The organism is Ensifer sp. Root954 (assembly GCF_001429005.1).
GTDB classification, from domain to species: Bacteria; Pseudomonadota; Alphaproteobacteria; order Rhizobiales; family Rhizobiaceae; genus Ensifer; species Ensifer adhaerens.
Genome location: NZ_LMJM01000025.1, coordinates 406731 through 420757 on the forward strand (window position 1 = coordinate 406731; position 14027 = coordinate 420757).

The window sequence follows — 14027 nt, forward strand, 5'->3', positions numbered from 1 at the left end:
CTGATTGCTTCAATTTTTCATGAAGGCGGCCGAGGCTCAATCGATCCGTCTGACACTGCCCGCAAACACGCCCCATCGCCAGCCCCGCCCCGTGATTGAAACGCGCGAGCCAGGGCCGAGCGGGCCTGCCAATTCCTTAGCAAGACCACAGAACCTGTTAGCCAGCACGGGGAGTTCGGCGACCGTGATACTGCTCGAGCATCTGAAGTCCGATTCACTCGACTTGACTGTGAAGGTGTGTTCGATACCGCTGCCGATGGCGAGAGCAACGAGCATCGGTCCGCCGAGCACCACGACCCTGTACCCGAGCCAGAAGCCAATAAATGGCGCGGCAAAAGTGAGCAAAACTGTCTTTGCACCCAGGCGCTGAAAGCGACCCGCAGCCCCCAGCGTGATCAACCATAAGAAATAGACTGCCGCGAGAATGCCGATCACGATAGCCGCCGACCCGCTCCAGTCAATCCAACTGGCTGTGGGGACGTAGGGATGTCCGAACAGTTCCGGCAAGACCGGCGAGACAGCAACGCCGACAAAGGAGAGGAAGAGGCAGCCCGACATTTTGGAACCCCGTGACGGCTTCGCTTGCTCGAGCATATTCATCTACTTTCTTGGAACCGATCTACTTTGATTGCAGCCGTTGTGCAGGCTGGAGCCGCCAGACTGTTTCTTGCCTTGGGGTTGCCATCTCGTGGTGGTGCGAGCTCCTACGCCCAAAGGTCGCGCACGCAGCGGCCGTCGGATGGTAGGTCTTCGAAGGTGACCAGGCCATCGAAATGGTCGATGGGAAGGTTTGCGACCCGGTCCAGCGCCGCCAGCCTGAGATTGACGGCGATGCGCCGGCGGCCCCGTTCGTCAAGGTGCAGGCTGCGCCAGGCGACAACGCCGGCGCAGGTGGGGCAGAACAGGATTTCGAGCGTCGGGTCCTTCTCGTCGGCGCGGGTATAGGCGGTGAGTTCGCCGCTGACTGCGATGCGCTCGCCTTCGTAGTCATAGGCCCAGAGCGTGCCGTAGCGGTGGCAGAGCGTGCAGTTGCAGGCGGTGATCGGGCCGGGGTCGCCTTTGAGCGTCCACTTCGCATTGCCGCAGTGACATGAGCCGTCAAGCATGAGCCGCTCCCGCTATTGTACCGAGGCGGCATAGTGCCCCGATGGCGGGATGTCCGCAATCGGGGCCGGATATCAATCTCGCTCGCGCTTGTGCGCCAAGACAGCGTCGATGAAGGGAGCCTTCGAGGCGAGGTACTCGCCGATGCCATGCTGGTTCGTGGCTTCGAGGTGCAGCTTCAGCGCCTGATAGCGGGCGCTGAGGTCCGGATCCTGCCGCAGAAGATCGCGAAACCGCAGCATTCTTGCAATCTGCCAATGTCCTGACCGGCACACATGGACCTTGTGGGTTCGAACGCCATTGACGTCGCGCCGATAGAAGTGGTGGTCCTGCGAAAGGTCCGTGCGGCGAACATATCCAAGCGATTTCATACGCTCCGTCACATCGCCCACGTCGCGATGCTCGGACACCTCGACCAGAAGGTCGATTTCCGGCTTCGCGGCGAGACCGGGGACGGCGGTGCTGCCGACATGGTGGATCGTGAGGAGCGCATTTGCGAATACGCTGCGGATGCGCTGCTGCTCGGAGAGAAACAGATCGGGCCATCGCGGATCATAGACTGAAATCTGGCTGGTCAGCGGCACGGCGGCTTGCTCCGGGTTCTTGACGGTGGTGTCATGGTAGCACCCGGAACGAATTCATGGACCTTCCCCCGCCTGGACGGAGGAAGGTTGTTTGGTCGGATCGTGCCACCGCCTAGTTGCGGTCGAGCCGCATGACCTTTTCATCGCCGAGGACCATGCCGGTCTCGCGGAAACCGAAGCGGTGGTAGAGGGCGTGGGCGCGGGTGTTTTCCGGGTAGACGCCGAGATAGATGTCGCCGCATTCAGGGATCTTGGCCATGTGGTCCAGGAGGGCTGCGAGCGCCTTGGCGCCATAGCCCTTGCCCTGGTGGCGGGCATCGATCATCAGTCGGTAGATCCAGTGGTTGCCGTCATCGGGGTCGAGCGCATACATGGCGAAACCCACCGGCGCCCCTTCGGCCATCACGGCAAAACCGACGCATTCGGGGCGTTCGCCGAGTTCTTCGAGAGATTCGTCGTTGCTGGCGATGAAATCCATCTGGTTTTCGTGAACGTCGAGCCTTCGGATGACATCGGCATCGACGGTATCGACGGGCAGGAGTGTAATCGTCATTCGGTCCTCGTGGTCGACGCTGTGGCCTGGGCGGCAGTCTCTGTCTAATCCCGTCTGCGGTCACCTTCTCCCCGCGGGGCGAGCGGGGAGAAGGGACCTTGCAGCGCTCTCGGCGTCCACATCCTGCGCCTGGGCGCGAGCGGTTCCCTCTGCGGGGCGGGCAGGGGAACCGAAGGGTAGGCGGAGCCGGGCCGCTGCCGTTCCCTTTCCCGATCAGCGGGCGAGGGAGTTGGGGGCAAGGAACCGGAGGGACGGGGACACGCGTCCAGCCTGGCAAAGCGTCAATAACAATATGATTTATACGTTTTCAGTTTCTGCCGTACCGGCCGGGCCGCTCGAGGCGCCGAAATCCGGAAAGCGAGCCCTTCTCCAACGGGCGCATTACCGCAACATTGCGATGGCAAGAAAGAAACGGCCTTCGCGCTAGCCGCTCAGGTTTCTTCGATGATGCGTGGCTCTGCTTTGCCCGTCCATTCAAAGGTGATGGTGTGGCCCTGGCGGACGTTCTGGATGACCGAGGGGCGGAAGACGGCGAGGCACGTGCCCTCGGGATCACGGGCCGACGGATAGATCAGGCCGTTGCCGCCTTCGGCAAGAATGGTGGCGGCGAGCGCCTGGCCGGCGGGGTAGGCGACGGCGGTGTCGGGGGAGAGATAGGCGGCGTCCACTTCGCCGCGCACGTCATGGAAGCGGCAGGTGAAGCCGGCGATCAGTTCGCGGTAGCGACCGATGTCGTGAAAGCTGCCGGCCTCGCGAAGCGCCCGGGTGCGGTGATAGACGATTTCCGCCTGGCAGGTCTGGAGTGCGCGCGGGCCGAAGGCACAGTACCAGGCGCCGCGCTCATCGCCGTTGAAGCGGTTGCCTGGAGGCCGGGCATGGCAGAAGGCGGCATTGATCAGCGACCAGCCGTAGCCGAAGGTCTCGTTCAGGAGTTCGGCAGGATCGACGCCGATGGGCAGAGCGAGCGGGCTCAGCCGCGCCGAGGTCATCGCCTCCAGCCGGTTGAGGATCTCGATCTCGTCGTCATCGTCGGCGAGCGGCTTGACCGCGGGCTCGTCGATATAGGCGGTCGAGATCAGCCGGACGGTTGCCGGCTCGTTGAAGTCGATTTCCGGCAGCGCGATCATAGGCCGCCGCGCAACCCGTCGAGATAGCGCCTGACCTTCATCATCACGGGAATGCCGCCCTCGATCATCAGGTCGACCGGCGAGCGGCCGGAAAACAGCGGGCCGGTGTTGACCGCCTTCGGCCATTGATAGGTAAGCGGCCCGTTGAAGAACAGCCGCAGGCCCTTGAAGATGCCGACGATCAGGCTCGCGCGCATGCGCTTGTCCTGGTCGAGCCTGCCCTTGAAGTCGCCGGCCTTCATGCGGTTCCAGGTGGCGATCGGCACGTCGAAGAGCTGGGCCGCCTCCCTATTGGTGAGGTTCCAGAGGTCGCAGGCTTTCACCACCGCCTTTACGATCACAGCTTCTTCCTGCCGGGCGGGTGCGAAAGCCGGTTGCGCCAGCGCCATGAATGTCTCCTATGCGGTGACTGAGTGTATCATATGATATGAAATGGCGATGTTGGGCGGAAAGTCAAGGGTTAGCCGGCTGATGCCTGTTTGCACTGCCGAGCGAACGCGCCCGGCTCTGCCCCTCACCCTAACGCTCTGCCCGCCACGCGGGGAGAGGGGACATGGAAGACGGGGGCACCGTCACTCGGCGGCTGATCTCACAAACCTAAGCTAGGCCAGGTTTCTGTGGGGGGAGCGGGTGACCACGTCTCCTTCTCGCTGTCGTGACGGGGAGAAGGTCCCGGCAGGGGGTGAGGGGCAGCGCTTCTGCTGCAAAGGGGCCATCCTCACCCCGGTCGAGGCTCTCGGCGCTTGGATCGCCCTTCACCTGACGTGGCGCAGAGGTCGCCGCGCGCGTTGCGTCGCCATCCGTTGAGATGGCGCGGTCTCCATCACGGCAATTCGATTTTACTCGGTTGGCGGCGGCCGATAGGCTTTTCGGCACAGTTGATGGGAGAGAGAGCCATGAAGCGCGCATTAGCAGCAATCGCATTCGCCTTGGCCTGTTCCGGCGCGGCCTATGCGCAGGACACCAGCATGAGTTTCTTCGTCACCAGCGTGAACCCCGGAAAGGGCGGCGATCTGGGCGGCCTCACCGGGGCGGACGCCTATTGCGATACGCTCGCCAAGGCAGCGGGGGCGACGGGCAAGAGCTGGAAGGCCTATCTTTCCACCGACGCTGAGAACGCCAAGGACCGGATCGGCGCAGGCCCCTGGTACAACGCCAAGGGCGAGAAGATCGCCGATGATGTCGCATCGCTCCACAGCGACAAGAACAACCTGACGAAGCAGACGGCGCTCAATGAAAAGGGCGAGGTGATCAACGGGCGCGGCGATACGCCCAACCGCCACGACATTCTGACGGGCTCGAAAGCCGATGGCACGGCGGCACCGGACACCTGCGGCAACTGGACGATGGGCGGCGCCGACGGCGCGGCGATCGTCGGCCACAGCGACCGCACGGGATTGAACGATTCCGCCGAGGCCAAATCCTGGAACTCTTCGCACGCAACGCGGGGCGGCTGCACCGTCGAGGCCTTCAAGGGCACCGGCGGCGAGGGGCTGTTCTATTGCTTCGCTGCGAAATAGGTCGTGTTGAAAAAGTAGTTTTCGGCCCGTGGTCGCGCGGTTGGCGAGCTACGACTACTTTTCTGCGTCCCCCAGAAAAGGATCGATGCTGACTTGGTGGAGCCTTTTACGCGCTTCCACAGAGGCCTGCCTGACGTCGGGATTTTCTTCTACCGCTCTTCCATACCAATATTTTGCGGCATGCAGGTCGCCAAGGTTCTCGTAGCACTCCCCCAGTCGCTCGCCGAGATATCCGGCATCCAGCGACTGGTCGCCATCTGCCATGAAAAGATAAATCTTGATGGCGTCCGCTGCATTCCCGCTTGCGATCAATTCTTTTGCTCGGCGCTCTAAATGATTGAAGTCATACACGACTTTGTCTCCAGCAACGCAACTTGGGTGCGGTTTTCCTAAAAAGCACTGTTGAAACATGCCCGAGCCGGTTTGCGAAGCCACTCTGTCAACACGGCCTAGGGCGCTTTCAGCTTATCGTAACGCGCAAGGGACACGCCTTGGTTTCATCCTAACGGCCCGGACACTCGGCCCGGGTCGCAGGTCCGTTCCCACGTGCGTCAGACATGCGGCCCGAGCAGCGACAGGTCGGCCTCGCCGAGCCGGTCCTTGGCGGTCCAGAGCTGATGCCAGTAAGGGTAGATCACCGGCGGCAGGCTGACGGCGTCGAGCAGTTCCTTCTCCTCATCGGTGAGCTTCAGGTTTGCGGCAGCGAGATTGTCGCTGAACTGCGCCTCGGTGCGGCCGCCGATGATGACGGATGTGACGCCCTTGCGGCCGATCAGCCAGGCGAGCGCAACTTGCGCCGGCGACACGCCGCGCTCGGCGGCGATGGCAACGAGCATGTCGACGATCTTCCAGAGCCGCTCCTCGTCGCGGATCGGCGGCTCCTTCCAGCCGGCAAGCTGGCGGGTGCCTTCCGGTGTCTCGTTTCGCCGGTGCTTGCCGGAGAGAAGTCCGCCGGCAAGCGGGCTCCAGACGAGCACGCCGAGCCCCTGGTCGATGGCGATCGGCATCAGCTCGTATTCAGCCTCGCGGGCCTCGAGCGTGTAGTGGATTTGCTGGCTGATGAAGCGCTGGCGGCCTTCAAGCGCGCTGACGCCGAGCGCCTTCATGATGTGCCAGCCGGAATAGTTGGAGCAGCCGATATAGCGGACCTTGCCGCTGCGAACGAGGCTGTCGAGCGCCTCCATCGTTTCTTCGAGCGGTGTTAGGCCGTCCCATTCATGCACCTGGTAGAGATCTATGACGTCGGTGTTCAGCCGCTTCAGGCTCGCCTCGCAAGCGGCAATCAGGTGCTGGCGCGAGAGCCCGCCGTCGTTCGGCCCCGGCCCCATCGAAAAGCGCGCCTTGGTGGCGACGAGCACACCGGCTTTGCGCTGGCCGCCGAGGACCTCGCCGATGATCTCCTCGCAATGGCCGGTCGAATAGATGTCGGCCGTGTCGATCAGGTTGACGCCGGCATCGAGGCAGAGGTCGACATAGCGGCGCGCCTCCTTCAGCCCGACATTGCCGACCTCGGCGAACTTGCCGCGGCCGCCGATCGTCATTGTGCCCATGGTGATGACAGAGATTTTCAGGCCGGAACGGCCGAGCAGCCGGTATTCCATGGTCTCTGGTCCTTTGCTGGTGGGGAAACGGGAACGCAAGCTCCACCGGATGAAAGCCGAAGGCGACAGCGGCGGTCAAGTGGCGGTCAAAGAGGCCGCGTCCGCGGCGCGGGCCCAGTGTGTAGGCCTGCAACACTCTGCAATCGGATGTTGCGGTGGTTGCAGCTCCGGTTTCTTAGGGCTGGCTTGAACACGGCAAAATGCTATCGTTTCGTCGAGAGATTAAGGGGAATCACTCGATGAGCGTTGTAAAGCGTCTGTTGTCCGCATCGGCAACCGTTGCGGGTCTGTGGTGCGTTGCGGCGCCCTTGACGGCGAATGCGGCCGAAAACGGTGCCGGCTTCTATCTGCTCGGCGCACGTGGCCCGATGGCCGGCCTTTTGGCGCCGCCCGGAACCTATTTCCAGAACGACACCTACTTCTATGTGGGCGAGCTCAAGGGCAACAAGCAGCTTCCGCTCGGTGGCGAGATCGTCGGCGAGGTCGATGCGACGCTGATCGGCATCTTCGGCACCGGCCTCTGGGTGATGCCCGAAGAAGTGCTCGGCGGCAATCTCGGCTTCACCGCGATCGTGCCCTTCGGGGGGCCGGATATCGACGCTACGCTTTCGGCGCCAAGGGCCGGTCGCTCGGCCTCGGTCAGCGATTCTGTCTTCACTATCGGCGACCCCGTGTTGGGCGCGGTTCTCGGCTGGCACGAGGGCGATTTCCACTGGACGGCGAACGCCTCGGTCAACGTGCCGATCGGCGACTACCAGAAGGGGCAGCTCGCCAATCTCTCGTTCAACCGCTGGGCTGGCGACTTCACGCTCGCCGGCACTTGGTTCAACCCGGAAACGGGCTTCGACATCTCGGGCGCCGCGGGCTTCACCTTCAACGGCGAGAACCCGGCGACGGACTACCGCACAGGTACGGAATTCCACGCGGAATGGGCCGTTACCAAGCACTTCGGGCAGGAGTTCTCCGCCGGCGTTGCAGGCTACTTCTACCAGCAGGTGACCGGCGACAGTGGCGCCGGCGCAAGGCTCGGCCCGTTCAAGGGCCGTATTGCCGCGATCGGCGGCACCATGGGCTACAATTTCAAGATGGCCGAGACGCCGGTATCGCTGACGCTCAAGGTCTTCCAGGAATTTGGCGCCAAGAACCGGCCGGAAGGCACGGCCGGTTTCGTCACCATCGCCTTCCCGATCGGCACGCCGCCGGCCCAGGTGAAGTAGGCTTGAGCCAAGCCTCGCATGCCCCGCCGGCGCCGTTTTCGACCGGCGGAGGCATGGATGACGCGTGACCTTCGTGCCGGTCTGGAAACGACCGATCGCGGCAGGGTTCGCGTGCGGCGACGTTGCTTTATCTCCCGATCGGCGCATACTGCCGCCTTCGCTGGGCAGGATGCGGCTCCGGCGGCTGTAAGATCGTTCGCGTTTTCGTCCCGATACGGGCGGTCGCGGAATGTCTCGGACGGCCAGGCCACAGGCGCTTCTCCTGCACGCCATGGACCGGATCGATCAGGCCTTCGCCGAGATCGGGTGTCCGTGCAACGGCGATTGGGCGGAAGCAAGTGCCACGCGTCACTTCCGCCGCAGCCGGCGGGCATTCGTAAGAGCGTCCGCCCTGAAAGGCACAATTGGTTTCGACCCGCGGTTGGCGGCGTACGCGGATAGCGGCGCGCCGGCCCTTGGCAGCCAGGAGGTTTCAATGCAGGAGTTTGCACGCGAACCGGACGGCCCGATCGGCCCCGACGATCTTGATATGCTGCAACGCACCTTCGACCGGGTCTGCATCTGGTGCGACATCCCGCGTTACGGCAAACGTGCCGACCGGCTGGCCCGCCACATCACGGGCCAGTTCCGCAGGGGCATTGCCGACGAGCGCGTGCTCTTCGAAAACGCCATGTGGCTGGAGCAGCAGGGTGGTTCAACGCGGCATCGCGCCGACAATTGACGCCGGCGGCGCCTGAAGCACATCGCGATTTTCAGATTGAGCTGTCTATCGCAACCCGCTGCGCCCTTTTGCGCGACATTCGCTACATCTCGAAGAACCGCTCCGGCATCAGGTTCCGGTAGGGGAACATATGGAAATACGGACGCGCCTCGGTGAGCACCCGGCGGACGGACGCGCGCTCGAGCAGCCGTTCGAAATAGACCGCAAGATGCGGATGCGTCTCATCGAAGGGCTCGACGATGCCGCCATAAAAGAGAGCCGGGGTGGCGGCGCAATCGGCAAGGCTGAAGGTATCGCCCGCGGCAAATTCATGCGTGGCGAAGTGCGCGTCGGCCATGCCATAGGCCAAGCCAAGCGCGGCGCGGGCATCGGCAACGCCGCGGTGGTCGCTTTCACCTGGCGCCCGCAGCGTGTCAGTGACGATCTTCTGCATCGGCACGTGGATGTAGTTGTCGAAGAAGCGATCCCAGAGCCGGGCTTTCAGAGCCATATCGGGGTCATCGGGGATCAGCCGCTGGCGTCCCGGATAATGGCGGTCGAGATATTCGATGATGATCGACGTCTCTGGCATCACCACGTCGCGAGCGCTGTCCGTCAAGACCGGCATCTTGCCGACCGGCCACAGCGCCGCGAAGCGGGCCGCTTCTTCCGGGTCGAGCAGGTCGACCAGGCTGCTTTTGAATGGGGTCTCGTTTTCGTAAAGCGCGATGAGCACCTTGTGGCAGAAGGAAGCGAGTGGATGCTGGTAAAGCGTGAGGGACATGCGCGTATTCTCCAGTGCGGAAGGGACGCTTGCGGATCGGTCGTCAGGTCTTTACGTGCCCGTTTATCGCAAAACCGGTCCTGTTTCGCAATCGGTTTTCGGGGTTCAGGGCCAAAAGATCGGGGCCCGTGGCGCAGAACGGCGGCAGCCGCGCCGGACACGCGCCGATTTTTTGGGGACGCCATGCTGATCGATTCCAAGCGGTTAGCGCCGGAAAAGGACGCGCACGCGTAAAGACTTGCCGCCATCGTGCCCGGCTACCATTGAAAGCGCAAAAGCTGCCCTAGAATTAATAGAACAAGGGCGTCGCAACGCTCGGCGCCCGTCGTCATCGCGACAGGGGAGGATTGCCGATGCGCTGCTTCACGGTACTTGGGCCCTCGCAGACCGGAAAGACCACGCTGGCAGACAAGCTGGCCGGTCTGGAGGGGGCCTCCAGAAAAGCTGCTTCACCCTACGGATTGAACCTCACGGAATTCGAATTTGGCGGCGAAGCCTGGTGCGCGCTCGACGCACCCGGCGGCACCGAGGCGCTGGGACACGCCCAGCACGCGCTGATCGCCAGCGACGCCTGCGTGCTCTGCGTTTCGCCGGTGCCGGAGGAGGCAGTGCTGGCCGCGCCCTATCTGAAGGCGATCGAGGCGTCGGGCACGCCCTGCATTCTCTTCATCAACCGCATGGACGAGCCGCAGGGGCGGCTGCGCGACGTGATCGCCGCGCTTCAGGACTATTCCGGCCACATGCTGCTCCTGCGCCAGGTGCCGATCCGCGAAGGCGACAAGATCGTCGGCACCTGCGACCTGATCTCCGAGCGCGCCTGGCGCTACCGCGAGGGACAGACCTCGGCGCTGATCGAAATCCCCGACACGGTGATGGATCGGGAAAAGGAGGCGCGGGCCGAGCTACTCGAGCATTTCTCGGAATTCGACGACTGGCTGCTCGAAGAGCTGATCGAGGACCGGGCGCCGGCCAACGACACGATCTATGCGATCTCCACGCGGCTCTTGAAGGAAAACCGCATCATCCCGGTGCTGGTGGGCGCTGCAAGCCACGCCAACGGCATTCTGCGGCTGATGAAGGCGCTGCGCCACGAGGCGCCTCAGGTCGACGCGCTTCGAAAGAGGCTGGCTGAGGCCGGACCGATTGCCGAGACGGCGCTTTCGGCCGTCAGCTTCCACGCCTATCACAAGGCGAATGTCGGCAAGACAGTGCTGGTCAGGGCGCTGACATCCGGTATCAAGCAGGGTGCGACGCTCGGCGGCGGCAGCCTCGGCTCGCTGCAGGACCCGGCGACCGGCAAGCCGCTGCCGAACGCCACGCCGGAGGCGGGCGCGATCTTTGCCGCTGTCAAGGCCGACCATCTGCCGGTGCCGGCGCTGCTCGCCGCCAGCAGCACCGCCGAGGCGCCGGACTGGACACTGCCGCCGACGCCGATGCTGGTGCGCATATTGGTGCCCGACAGCGAGCGCGACGAGACCAAGCTCTCGGGCACGCTTGCCAAGCTCGCCGAGACCGACCGCGCACTCGCGGTCATGCAGGAGGAAGGCAGCGGCGCGCAGCTCGTCTGCGTGCAGGGGCCGATGCACCTGCGCGACCTCTGCAAGACGCTCGCCGACGTCTTCCATGTCGGCGTTACCGACCGGCCGCCGAGCCCAACCTATCGCGAGACCGTGCTGAAACCCTCCGACGTGCACTACCGCCACCGCAAGCAGACGGGCGGTGCCGGGCAGTTCGCCGACGTCAAGCTCAGCGTGCACCCGAACGAGCGCGGCGCCGGCTTCTCTTTCGCCGAGACGGTGAAGGGCGGGGCGGTGCCGCGCAACTTCATCCCGGCGATCGAGGCCGGCGCGCGCGAAGCGATGGAGAAGGGGCCGCTCGGCTTTCAGGTGATCGATGTCGGCGTGACCCTGACGGACGGTCAGCACCATGCGGTCGACAGCAACGACTTCGCCTTCCGCGCGGCCGCCAAGATGGGCGTGCGCCAGGCGCTGTCGCAGGCCTCGGCGGTTCTGATGCAGCCGGTCATCCGCGTCGAGATCCACATCCCCTCGATCTATTCCGGCAGCCTGGTGCCGATCGTCTCCACCTACAAGGGCCAGGTGCTCGGCTTCGACCGCGACGAGACCGCCAAGGGCTGGGACATCTTTCGCGCCCTGGTGCCGGGATCGGCGCTCGACGATCTCGCCCGGACGCTAAGGGCCGCGACGCAAGGCATCGGCTACTTCTCCAAGAGCTTCGACCATTTCGAGGAGCTCTACGGCAAGGAGGCGGATGCGGTAATCCACGCGCATGGGACACAGCAGGCGGGGTGATCGTCTATGAGAGCAGCGGCTTGGCGCGATGCACCATGACCGCGCCGAGCAATTTTAGTCGCGCATCAACGTCTCTTCGGTGGCGAATTCATTGCCGCGCAATCACGGAGCGTATTTGTCGTCGCGATAGGTCTCGCCGATTCCCCGGACCGCCGACGGGCAAGGTCAGTGCGCGGGTCGCCTTCCGTGAGGTTGCTTTCAAGGCCCCAACCCGGCATCGCCGTTCTGCGGATACAGTCTCCGACATCACGCTCCCTCAACTTCGTGTAGAGGCAGGATCGGCGCGGTAGTCCGTGAGCAACCGTTGATCGGGCTGGGGTTCGGCTGCGTTTTCACCGCTTCGAGAATGATGTGCTGGTCATCGAAGATCAGGTCGTGGCGCTGCGCGCATGGTGGGGCCGGAGGAGGCGATCCAGCTTTCTGAGGGATCCGACGCGCTTGACAAAGGCGCCGATAGATTATTTATAACCATCCGGTCGGAAATAAATTGGATGGAGCCATGGGCCGGAAACGCGCAATTGATCAACAGCAGGTACTGGATGCCGCCGAACGGGTCGTCGGTCGCGATGGCGCTGCCAACCTGACTGTCGATGCCGTCGCCAGGGAGGCCGGTGTCAGCAAGGCGAGTGTGCTTTATGACTATAAGTCCAAGCAGGCGCTGATCGAGGCCGTCGTCGACCGGGCGTTTGAGCGTGACAACGCACACCATGCGCGGGTCGAGCAGAAGATCGGAGACATTCAGGATCGAGCGGTCAGGGGGCGCATCGTTGCTGCGGCCGAACCGCCGCCCGAGGAATTCCGGGCGGTGGCACTGAACCTCAGCGCGGCGCTTACGCTCGATGCCGGTTTGCGCCGGAAGATGCAGGCAAGCCAGGATGCGACGATCGCGAGAATTCTTCAGAACTCCCAGTCGCCGCGCGGGGCGTTGCTTGCCTATCTCGCGCTCGAGGGTCTCAAATTCCTCGAATATCTCGACTTTCACCATTTTGCGCGTGCGGACCGCGACGAGGTGCTGCGCGAAATCAACTGGCTCGTGACTGCAACCCCGCAGGCAGCCGATCTTCCGGACGAGCGCTAAGCGTCCAAACCTCATAGGTGCAGTGAAATGAACCGAGCATGCGATGCCACATCCGCCGTGGCCACGGGCGAACGCGCCCCGTTCCGAAGCATCTTCATCACCGGTGGCAGCGGCTATGTCGGCCGCAACCTCATCCGCCATTTCGTCACGACGGGCGCTTCTGTTGTCGCTCTGGCGCGCAGCCAGAAGGCGGCCGACCGCGTCCGCCAACTCGGTGCGACGGCCTTTATGGGCGACCTGCTCAGTCCAGACATCGCCGCGGGAATGGCGGGCTGCGACGCGCTTGTCCATGCCGCGGCCGATACCGATCATGGACCAGGCACGCCGCAGCAGCGGCGGGTGAACGAGGATGGCACGCGGATCGTCATGGAGGCGGCCCGCGCCGCCGGTATCCGCAAAGCGATCCATATCAGCACCGAATCCGTGCTTGCCGATGGGCACCCGCTGGTGCAGGTGGACGAGACGGCGCCGTTTCCGCGCCGCCCGGCCGGCAGCTATTCGCGCAGCAAGGCGGCGGCCGAGCGTGTAGCCCTTGCGGCCAGCAGTCCGGCTTTCCCGGTCGTTGCCCTTCGGCCGCGCTTCGTCTGGGGGCGTGACGATACCACGGCGTTGCCGGCACTGGTCGAGGCTGCCCGCTCCGGCAAGCTCGCCTGGATCGCGGGAGGCACCTACCTGACCTCGACCACGCATATCGCCAACCTGTGCCAGGCCGTGGCGCTTGCGCTTGCAAACGGGCGGGGCGGGGAGGTCTATTTCATCACCGATGGCGATGCCGTGCCGTTCAGGACGTTCGTCTCGCAGCTTCTGGAAACGCAAGGGATCGTCCCGCCGGAAAAATCCGTTCCCCGCGCCGTCGTCAGAGCCGTTGCCTGGGGCGGCGATGTGCTCGCTGCCCTCTCCAGGGGGAGGATCAGCGTTCCGCTGACATCACAGGCCTATGCGACGTCGGCCGTCGAGATCTCGCTTGATATCGGCAAGGCAAAGCGGGAGCTGGGCTATGTTCCTGTCATCTCGCGGGAGCAGGGGCTGGACGAGCTTCGGACCGTCAGCACCGGTAGTCCTCCAGTTGCGGCGCCGTGTCCGGCTTGCCTGCCTTGATCCAGTCCACCTTGCCGCGCAGGAACGAGAGAGCCGCGTCCAGCGCGGCCTTCCGCTCTTCTAGTCGCGCGATCTGCGCTTGCAGGATCTCGACCGTTCGTGCGGGCGAACTTTCGCCGGCGCGATAGGCGTCATTGAGGGCCTGAATCTCCCGCAGCGAGTAACCCAGCGTCTGTTGCAGCCGGATCATCCGCGCGGCGGTAACATCTTCCTGGCTGAACAGCTGATAGGGATTAGAGCCCCCCTTGGCGCTGCGCTCCGGCTTCAGCAGCCCCTTGGAAATGTAGAAGCGGATCGTATCGACCGGCAGCTCCGTGGCCTTCGCAAATTCCGAAATCAGCATTCAGCA

At 63.9% G+C, this 14027-nt stretch carries 16 protein-coding genes; 6 read left to right on the forward strand and 10 right to left on the reverse strand.

Features of this window, described 5'->3' with window-relative positions:
* Positions 1–36: 36 nt before the first annotated feature.
* The 6 genes from ASE71_RS21280 to ASE71_RS37045 form a co-directional block, all read right to left on the reverse strand.
* Positions 37–600, reverse strand: coding sequence for a hypothetical protein (locus tag ASE71_RS21280; RefSeq protein WP_060516078.1), 564 nt, complete (start codon positions 598–600; stop codon positions 37–39).
* Positions 601–704: 104 nt separating this feature from the next.
* Positions 705–1106: a GFA family protein gene (locus ASE71_RS21285; RefSeq protein ID WP_060516079.1), complete on the reverse strand. Its 402-nt coding sequence runs from the start codon at positions 1104–1106 to the stop codon at positions 705–707.
* 72 nt (positions 1107–1178) lie between these two features.
* Entirely contained in the window at positions 1179–1688 is a 510-nt protein-coding gene (locus ASE71_RS21290; protein ID WP_060516080.1) for a GrpB family protein, read from the reverse strand.
* Positions 1689–1800: 112 nt separating this feature from the next.
* Positions 1801–2241 (reverse strand): GNAT family N-acetyltransferase, encoded by a 441-nt coding sequence (locus ASE71_RS21295; RefSeq protein ID WP_060516081.1) that lies wholly within the window; start codon positions 2239–2241, stop codon positions 1801–1803.
* Positions 2242–2672: 431 nt separating this feature from the next.
* Positions 2673–3368, reverse strand: coding sequence for an RES family NAD+ phosphorylase (locus tag ASE71_RS21300; protein WP_060516082.1), 696 nt, complete (start codon positions 3366–3368; stop codon positions 2673–2675).
* Positions 3365–3757, reverse strand: coding sequence for an antitoxin Xre-like helix-turn-helix domain-containing protein (locus tag ASE71_RS37045; RefSeq protein WP_034793180.1), 393 nt, complete (start codon positions 3755–3757; stop codon positions 3365–3367). Before ASE71_RS37045 ends, ASE71_RS21300 begins: the two co-directional genes overlap by 4 nt.
* Before the next feature lie 507 nt (positions 3758–4264).
* Between ASE71_RS37045 and ASE71_RS21310 the strand changes: the two genes are divergently transcribed.
* Entirely contained in the window at positions 4265–4888 is a 624-nt protein-coding gene (locus tag ASE71_RS21310) for a hypothetical protein (RefSeq protein WP_060516083.1), read from the forward strand.
* A 54-nt stretch (positions 4889–4942) separates the two neighbouring features.
* On the opposite strand, the gene ASE71_RS21315 is transcribed toward ASE71_RS21310, so the two are convergent.
* Both ASE71_RS21315 and ASE71_RS21320 read right to left on the reverse strand, forming a co-directional pair.
* Positions 4943–5239 (reverse strand): tetratricopeptide repeat protein, encoded by a 297-nt coding sequence (locus ASE71_RS21315; protein WP_244496818.1) that lies wholly within the window; start codon positions 5237–5239, stop codon positions 4943–4945.
* A 200-nt stretch (positions 5240–5439) separates the two neighbouring features.
* Positions 5440–6489 (reverse strand): aldo/keto reductase, encoded by a 1050-nt coding sequence (locus tag ASE71_RS21320; RefSeq protein WP_060516085.1) that lies wholly within the window; start codon positions 6487–6489, stop codon positions 5440–5442.
* 239 nt (positions 6490–6728) lie between these two features.
* Between ASE71_RS21320 and ASE71_RS21325 the strand changes: the two genes are divergently transcribed.
* Entirely contained in the window at positions 6729–7706 is a 978-nt protein-coding gene (locus ASE71_RS21325; RefSeq protein WP_060516086.1) for a transporter, read from the forward strand.
* A 271-nt stretch (positions 7707–7977) separates the two neighbouring features.
* Entirely contained in the window at positions 7978–8427 is a 450-nt protein-coding gene (locus tag ASE71_RS37050; protein WP_060516087.1) for a hypothetical protein, read from the forward strand.
* A gap of 82 nt (positions 8428–8509) precedes the next feature.
* Here ASE71_RS37050 and ASE71_RS21335 read toward each other — a convergent pair whose 3' ends face one another.
* Complete coding sequence (locus ASE71_RS21335; protein WP_060516088.1) at positions 8510–9190, reverse strand: glutathione S-transferase family protein; 681 nt, start codon at positions 9188–9190, stop codon at positions 8510–8512.
* A 353-nt stretch (positions 9191–9543) separates the two neighbouring features.
* Between ASE71_RS21335 and ASE71_RS21340 the strand changes: the two genes are divergently transcribed.
* The 3 genes from ASE71_RS21340 to ASE71_RS21350 all read left to right on the forward strand — a co-directional run bounded on the left by ASE71_RS21340 (position 9544) and on the right by ASE71_RS21350 (position 13678).
* Positions 9544–11502, forward strand: coding sequence for an elongation factor G (locus tag ASE71_RS21340; protein ID WP_060516089.1), 1959 nt, complete (start codon positions 9544–9546; stop codon positions 11500–11502).
* Between the two features lie 499 nt (positions 11503–12001).
* Positions 12002–12580 carry a TetR/AcrR family transcriptional regulator gene (locus tag ASE71_RS21345; RefSeq protein WP_060516090.1) on the forward strand — a complete coding sequence of 193 codons (579 nt, stop codon included), beginning with the start codon at positions 12002–12004 and terminating at the stop codon, positions 12578–12580.
* 27 nt (positions 12581–12607) lie between these two features.
* Positions 12608–13678: an NAD-dependent epimerase/dehydratase family protein gene (locus ASE71_RS21350; RefSeq protein WP_060516091.1), complete on the forward strand. Its 1071-nt coding sequence runs from the start codon at positions 12608–12610 to the stop codon at positions 13676–13678.
* Here ASE71_RS21350 and ASE71_RS21355 read toward each other — a convergent pair.
* Complete coding sequence (locus ASE71_RS21355) at positions 13626–14021, reverse strand: MerR family transcriptional regulator (RefSeq protein WP_060516092.1); 396 nt, start codon at positions 14019–14021, stop codon at positions 13626–13628. The two genes, ASE71_RS21350 and ASE71_RS21355, sit on opposite strands and share 53 nt — an antisense overlap.
* Positions 14022–14027 lie beyond the last annotated feature (6 nt).

Coding starts and splice junctions, on each gene's coding strand:
- ASE71_RS21310 (WP_060516083.1), top strand. CDS start 4,265: ATGAAGCGCGCATTAGCAGCAATCGCATTCGCCTTGGCCTGTTCCGGC.
- ASE71_RS21280 (WP_060516078.1), bottom strand. CDS start 600: ATGAATATGCTCGAGCAAGCGAAGCCGTCACGGGGTTCCAAAATGTCG.
- ASE71_RS21325 (WP_060516086.1), top strand. CDS start 6,729: ATGAGCGTTGTAAAGCGTCTGTTGTCCGCATCGGCAACCGTTGCGGGT.
- ASE71_RS21300 (WP_060516082.1), bottom strand. CDS start 3,368: ATGATCGCGCTGCCGGAAATCGACTTCAACGAGCCGGCAACCGTCCGG.
- ASE71_RS37050 (WP_060516087.1), top strand. CDS start 7,978: ATGGACCGGATCGATCAGGCCTTCGCCGAGATCGGGTGTCCGTGCAAC.
- ASE71_RS21345 (WP_060516090.1), top strand. CDS start 12,002: ATGGGCCGGAAACGCGCAATTGATCAACAGCAGGTACTGGATGCCGCC.
- ASE71_RS21355 (WP_060516092.1), bottom strand. CDS start 14,021: ATGCTGATTTCGGAATTTGCGAAGGCCACGGAGCTGCCGGTCGATACG.
- ASE71_RS37045 (WP_034793180.1), bottom strand. CDS start 3,757: ATGGCGCTGGCGCAACCGGCTTTCGCACCCGCCCGGCAGGAAGAAGCT.
- ASE71_RS21295 (WP_060516081.1), bottom strand. CDS start 2,241: ATGACGATTACACTCCTGCCCGTCGATACCGTCGATGCCGATGTCATC.
- ASE71_RS21320 (WP_060516085.1), bottom strand. CDS start 6,489: ATGGAATACCGGCTGCTCGGCCGTTCCGGCCTGAAAATCTCTGTCATC.
- ASE71_RS21340 (WP_060516089.1), top strand. CDS start 9,544: ATGCGCTGCTTCACGGTACTTGGGCCCTCGCAGACCGGAAAGACCACG.
- ASE71_RS21335 (WP_060516088.1), bottom strand. CDS start 9,190: ATGTCCCTCACGCTTTACCAGCATCCACTCGCTTCCTTCTGCCACAAG.
- ASE71_RS21350 (WP_060516091.1), top strand. CDS start 12,608: ATGAACCGAGCATGCGATGCCACATCCGCCGTGGCCACGGGCGAACGC.
- ASE71_RS21285 (WP_060516079.1), bottom strand. CDS start 1,106: ATGCTTGACGGCTCATGTCACTGCGGCAATGCGAAGTGGACGCTCAAA.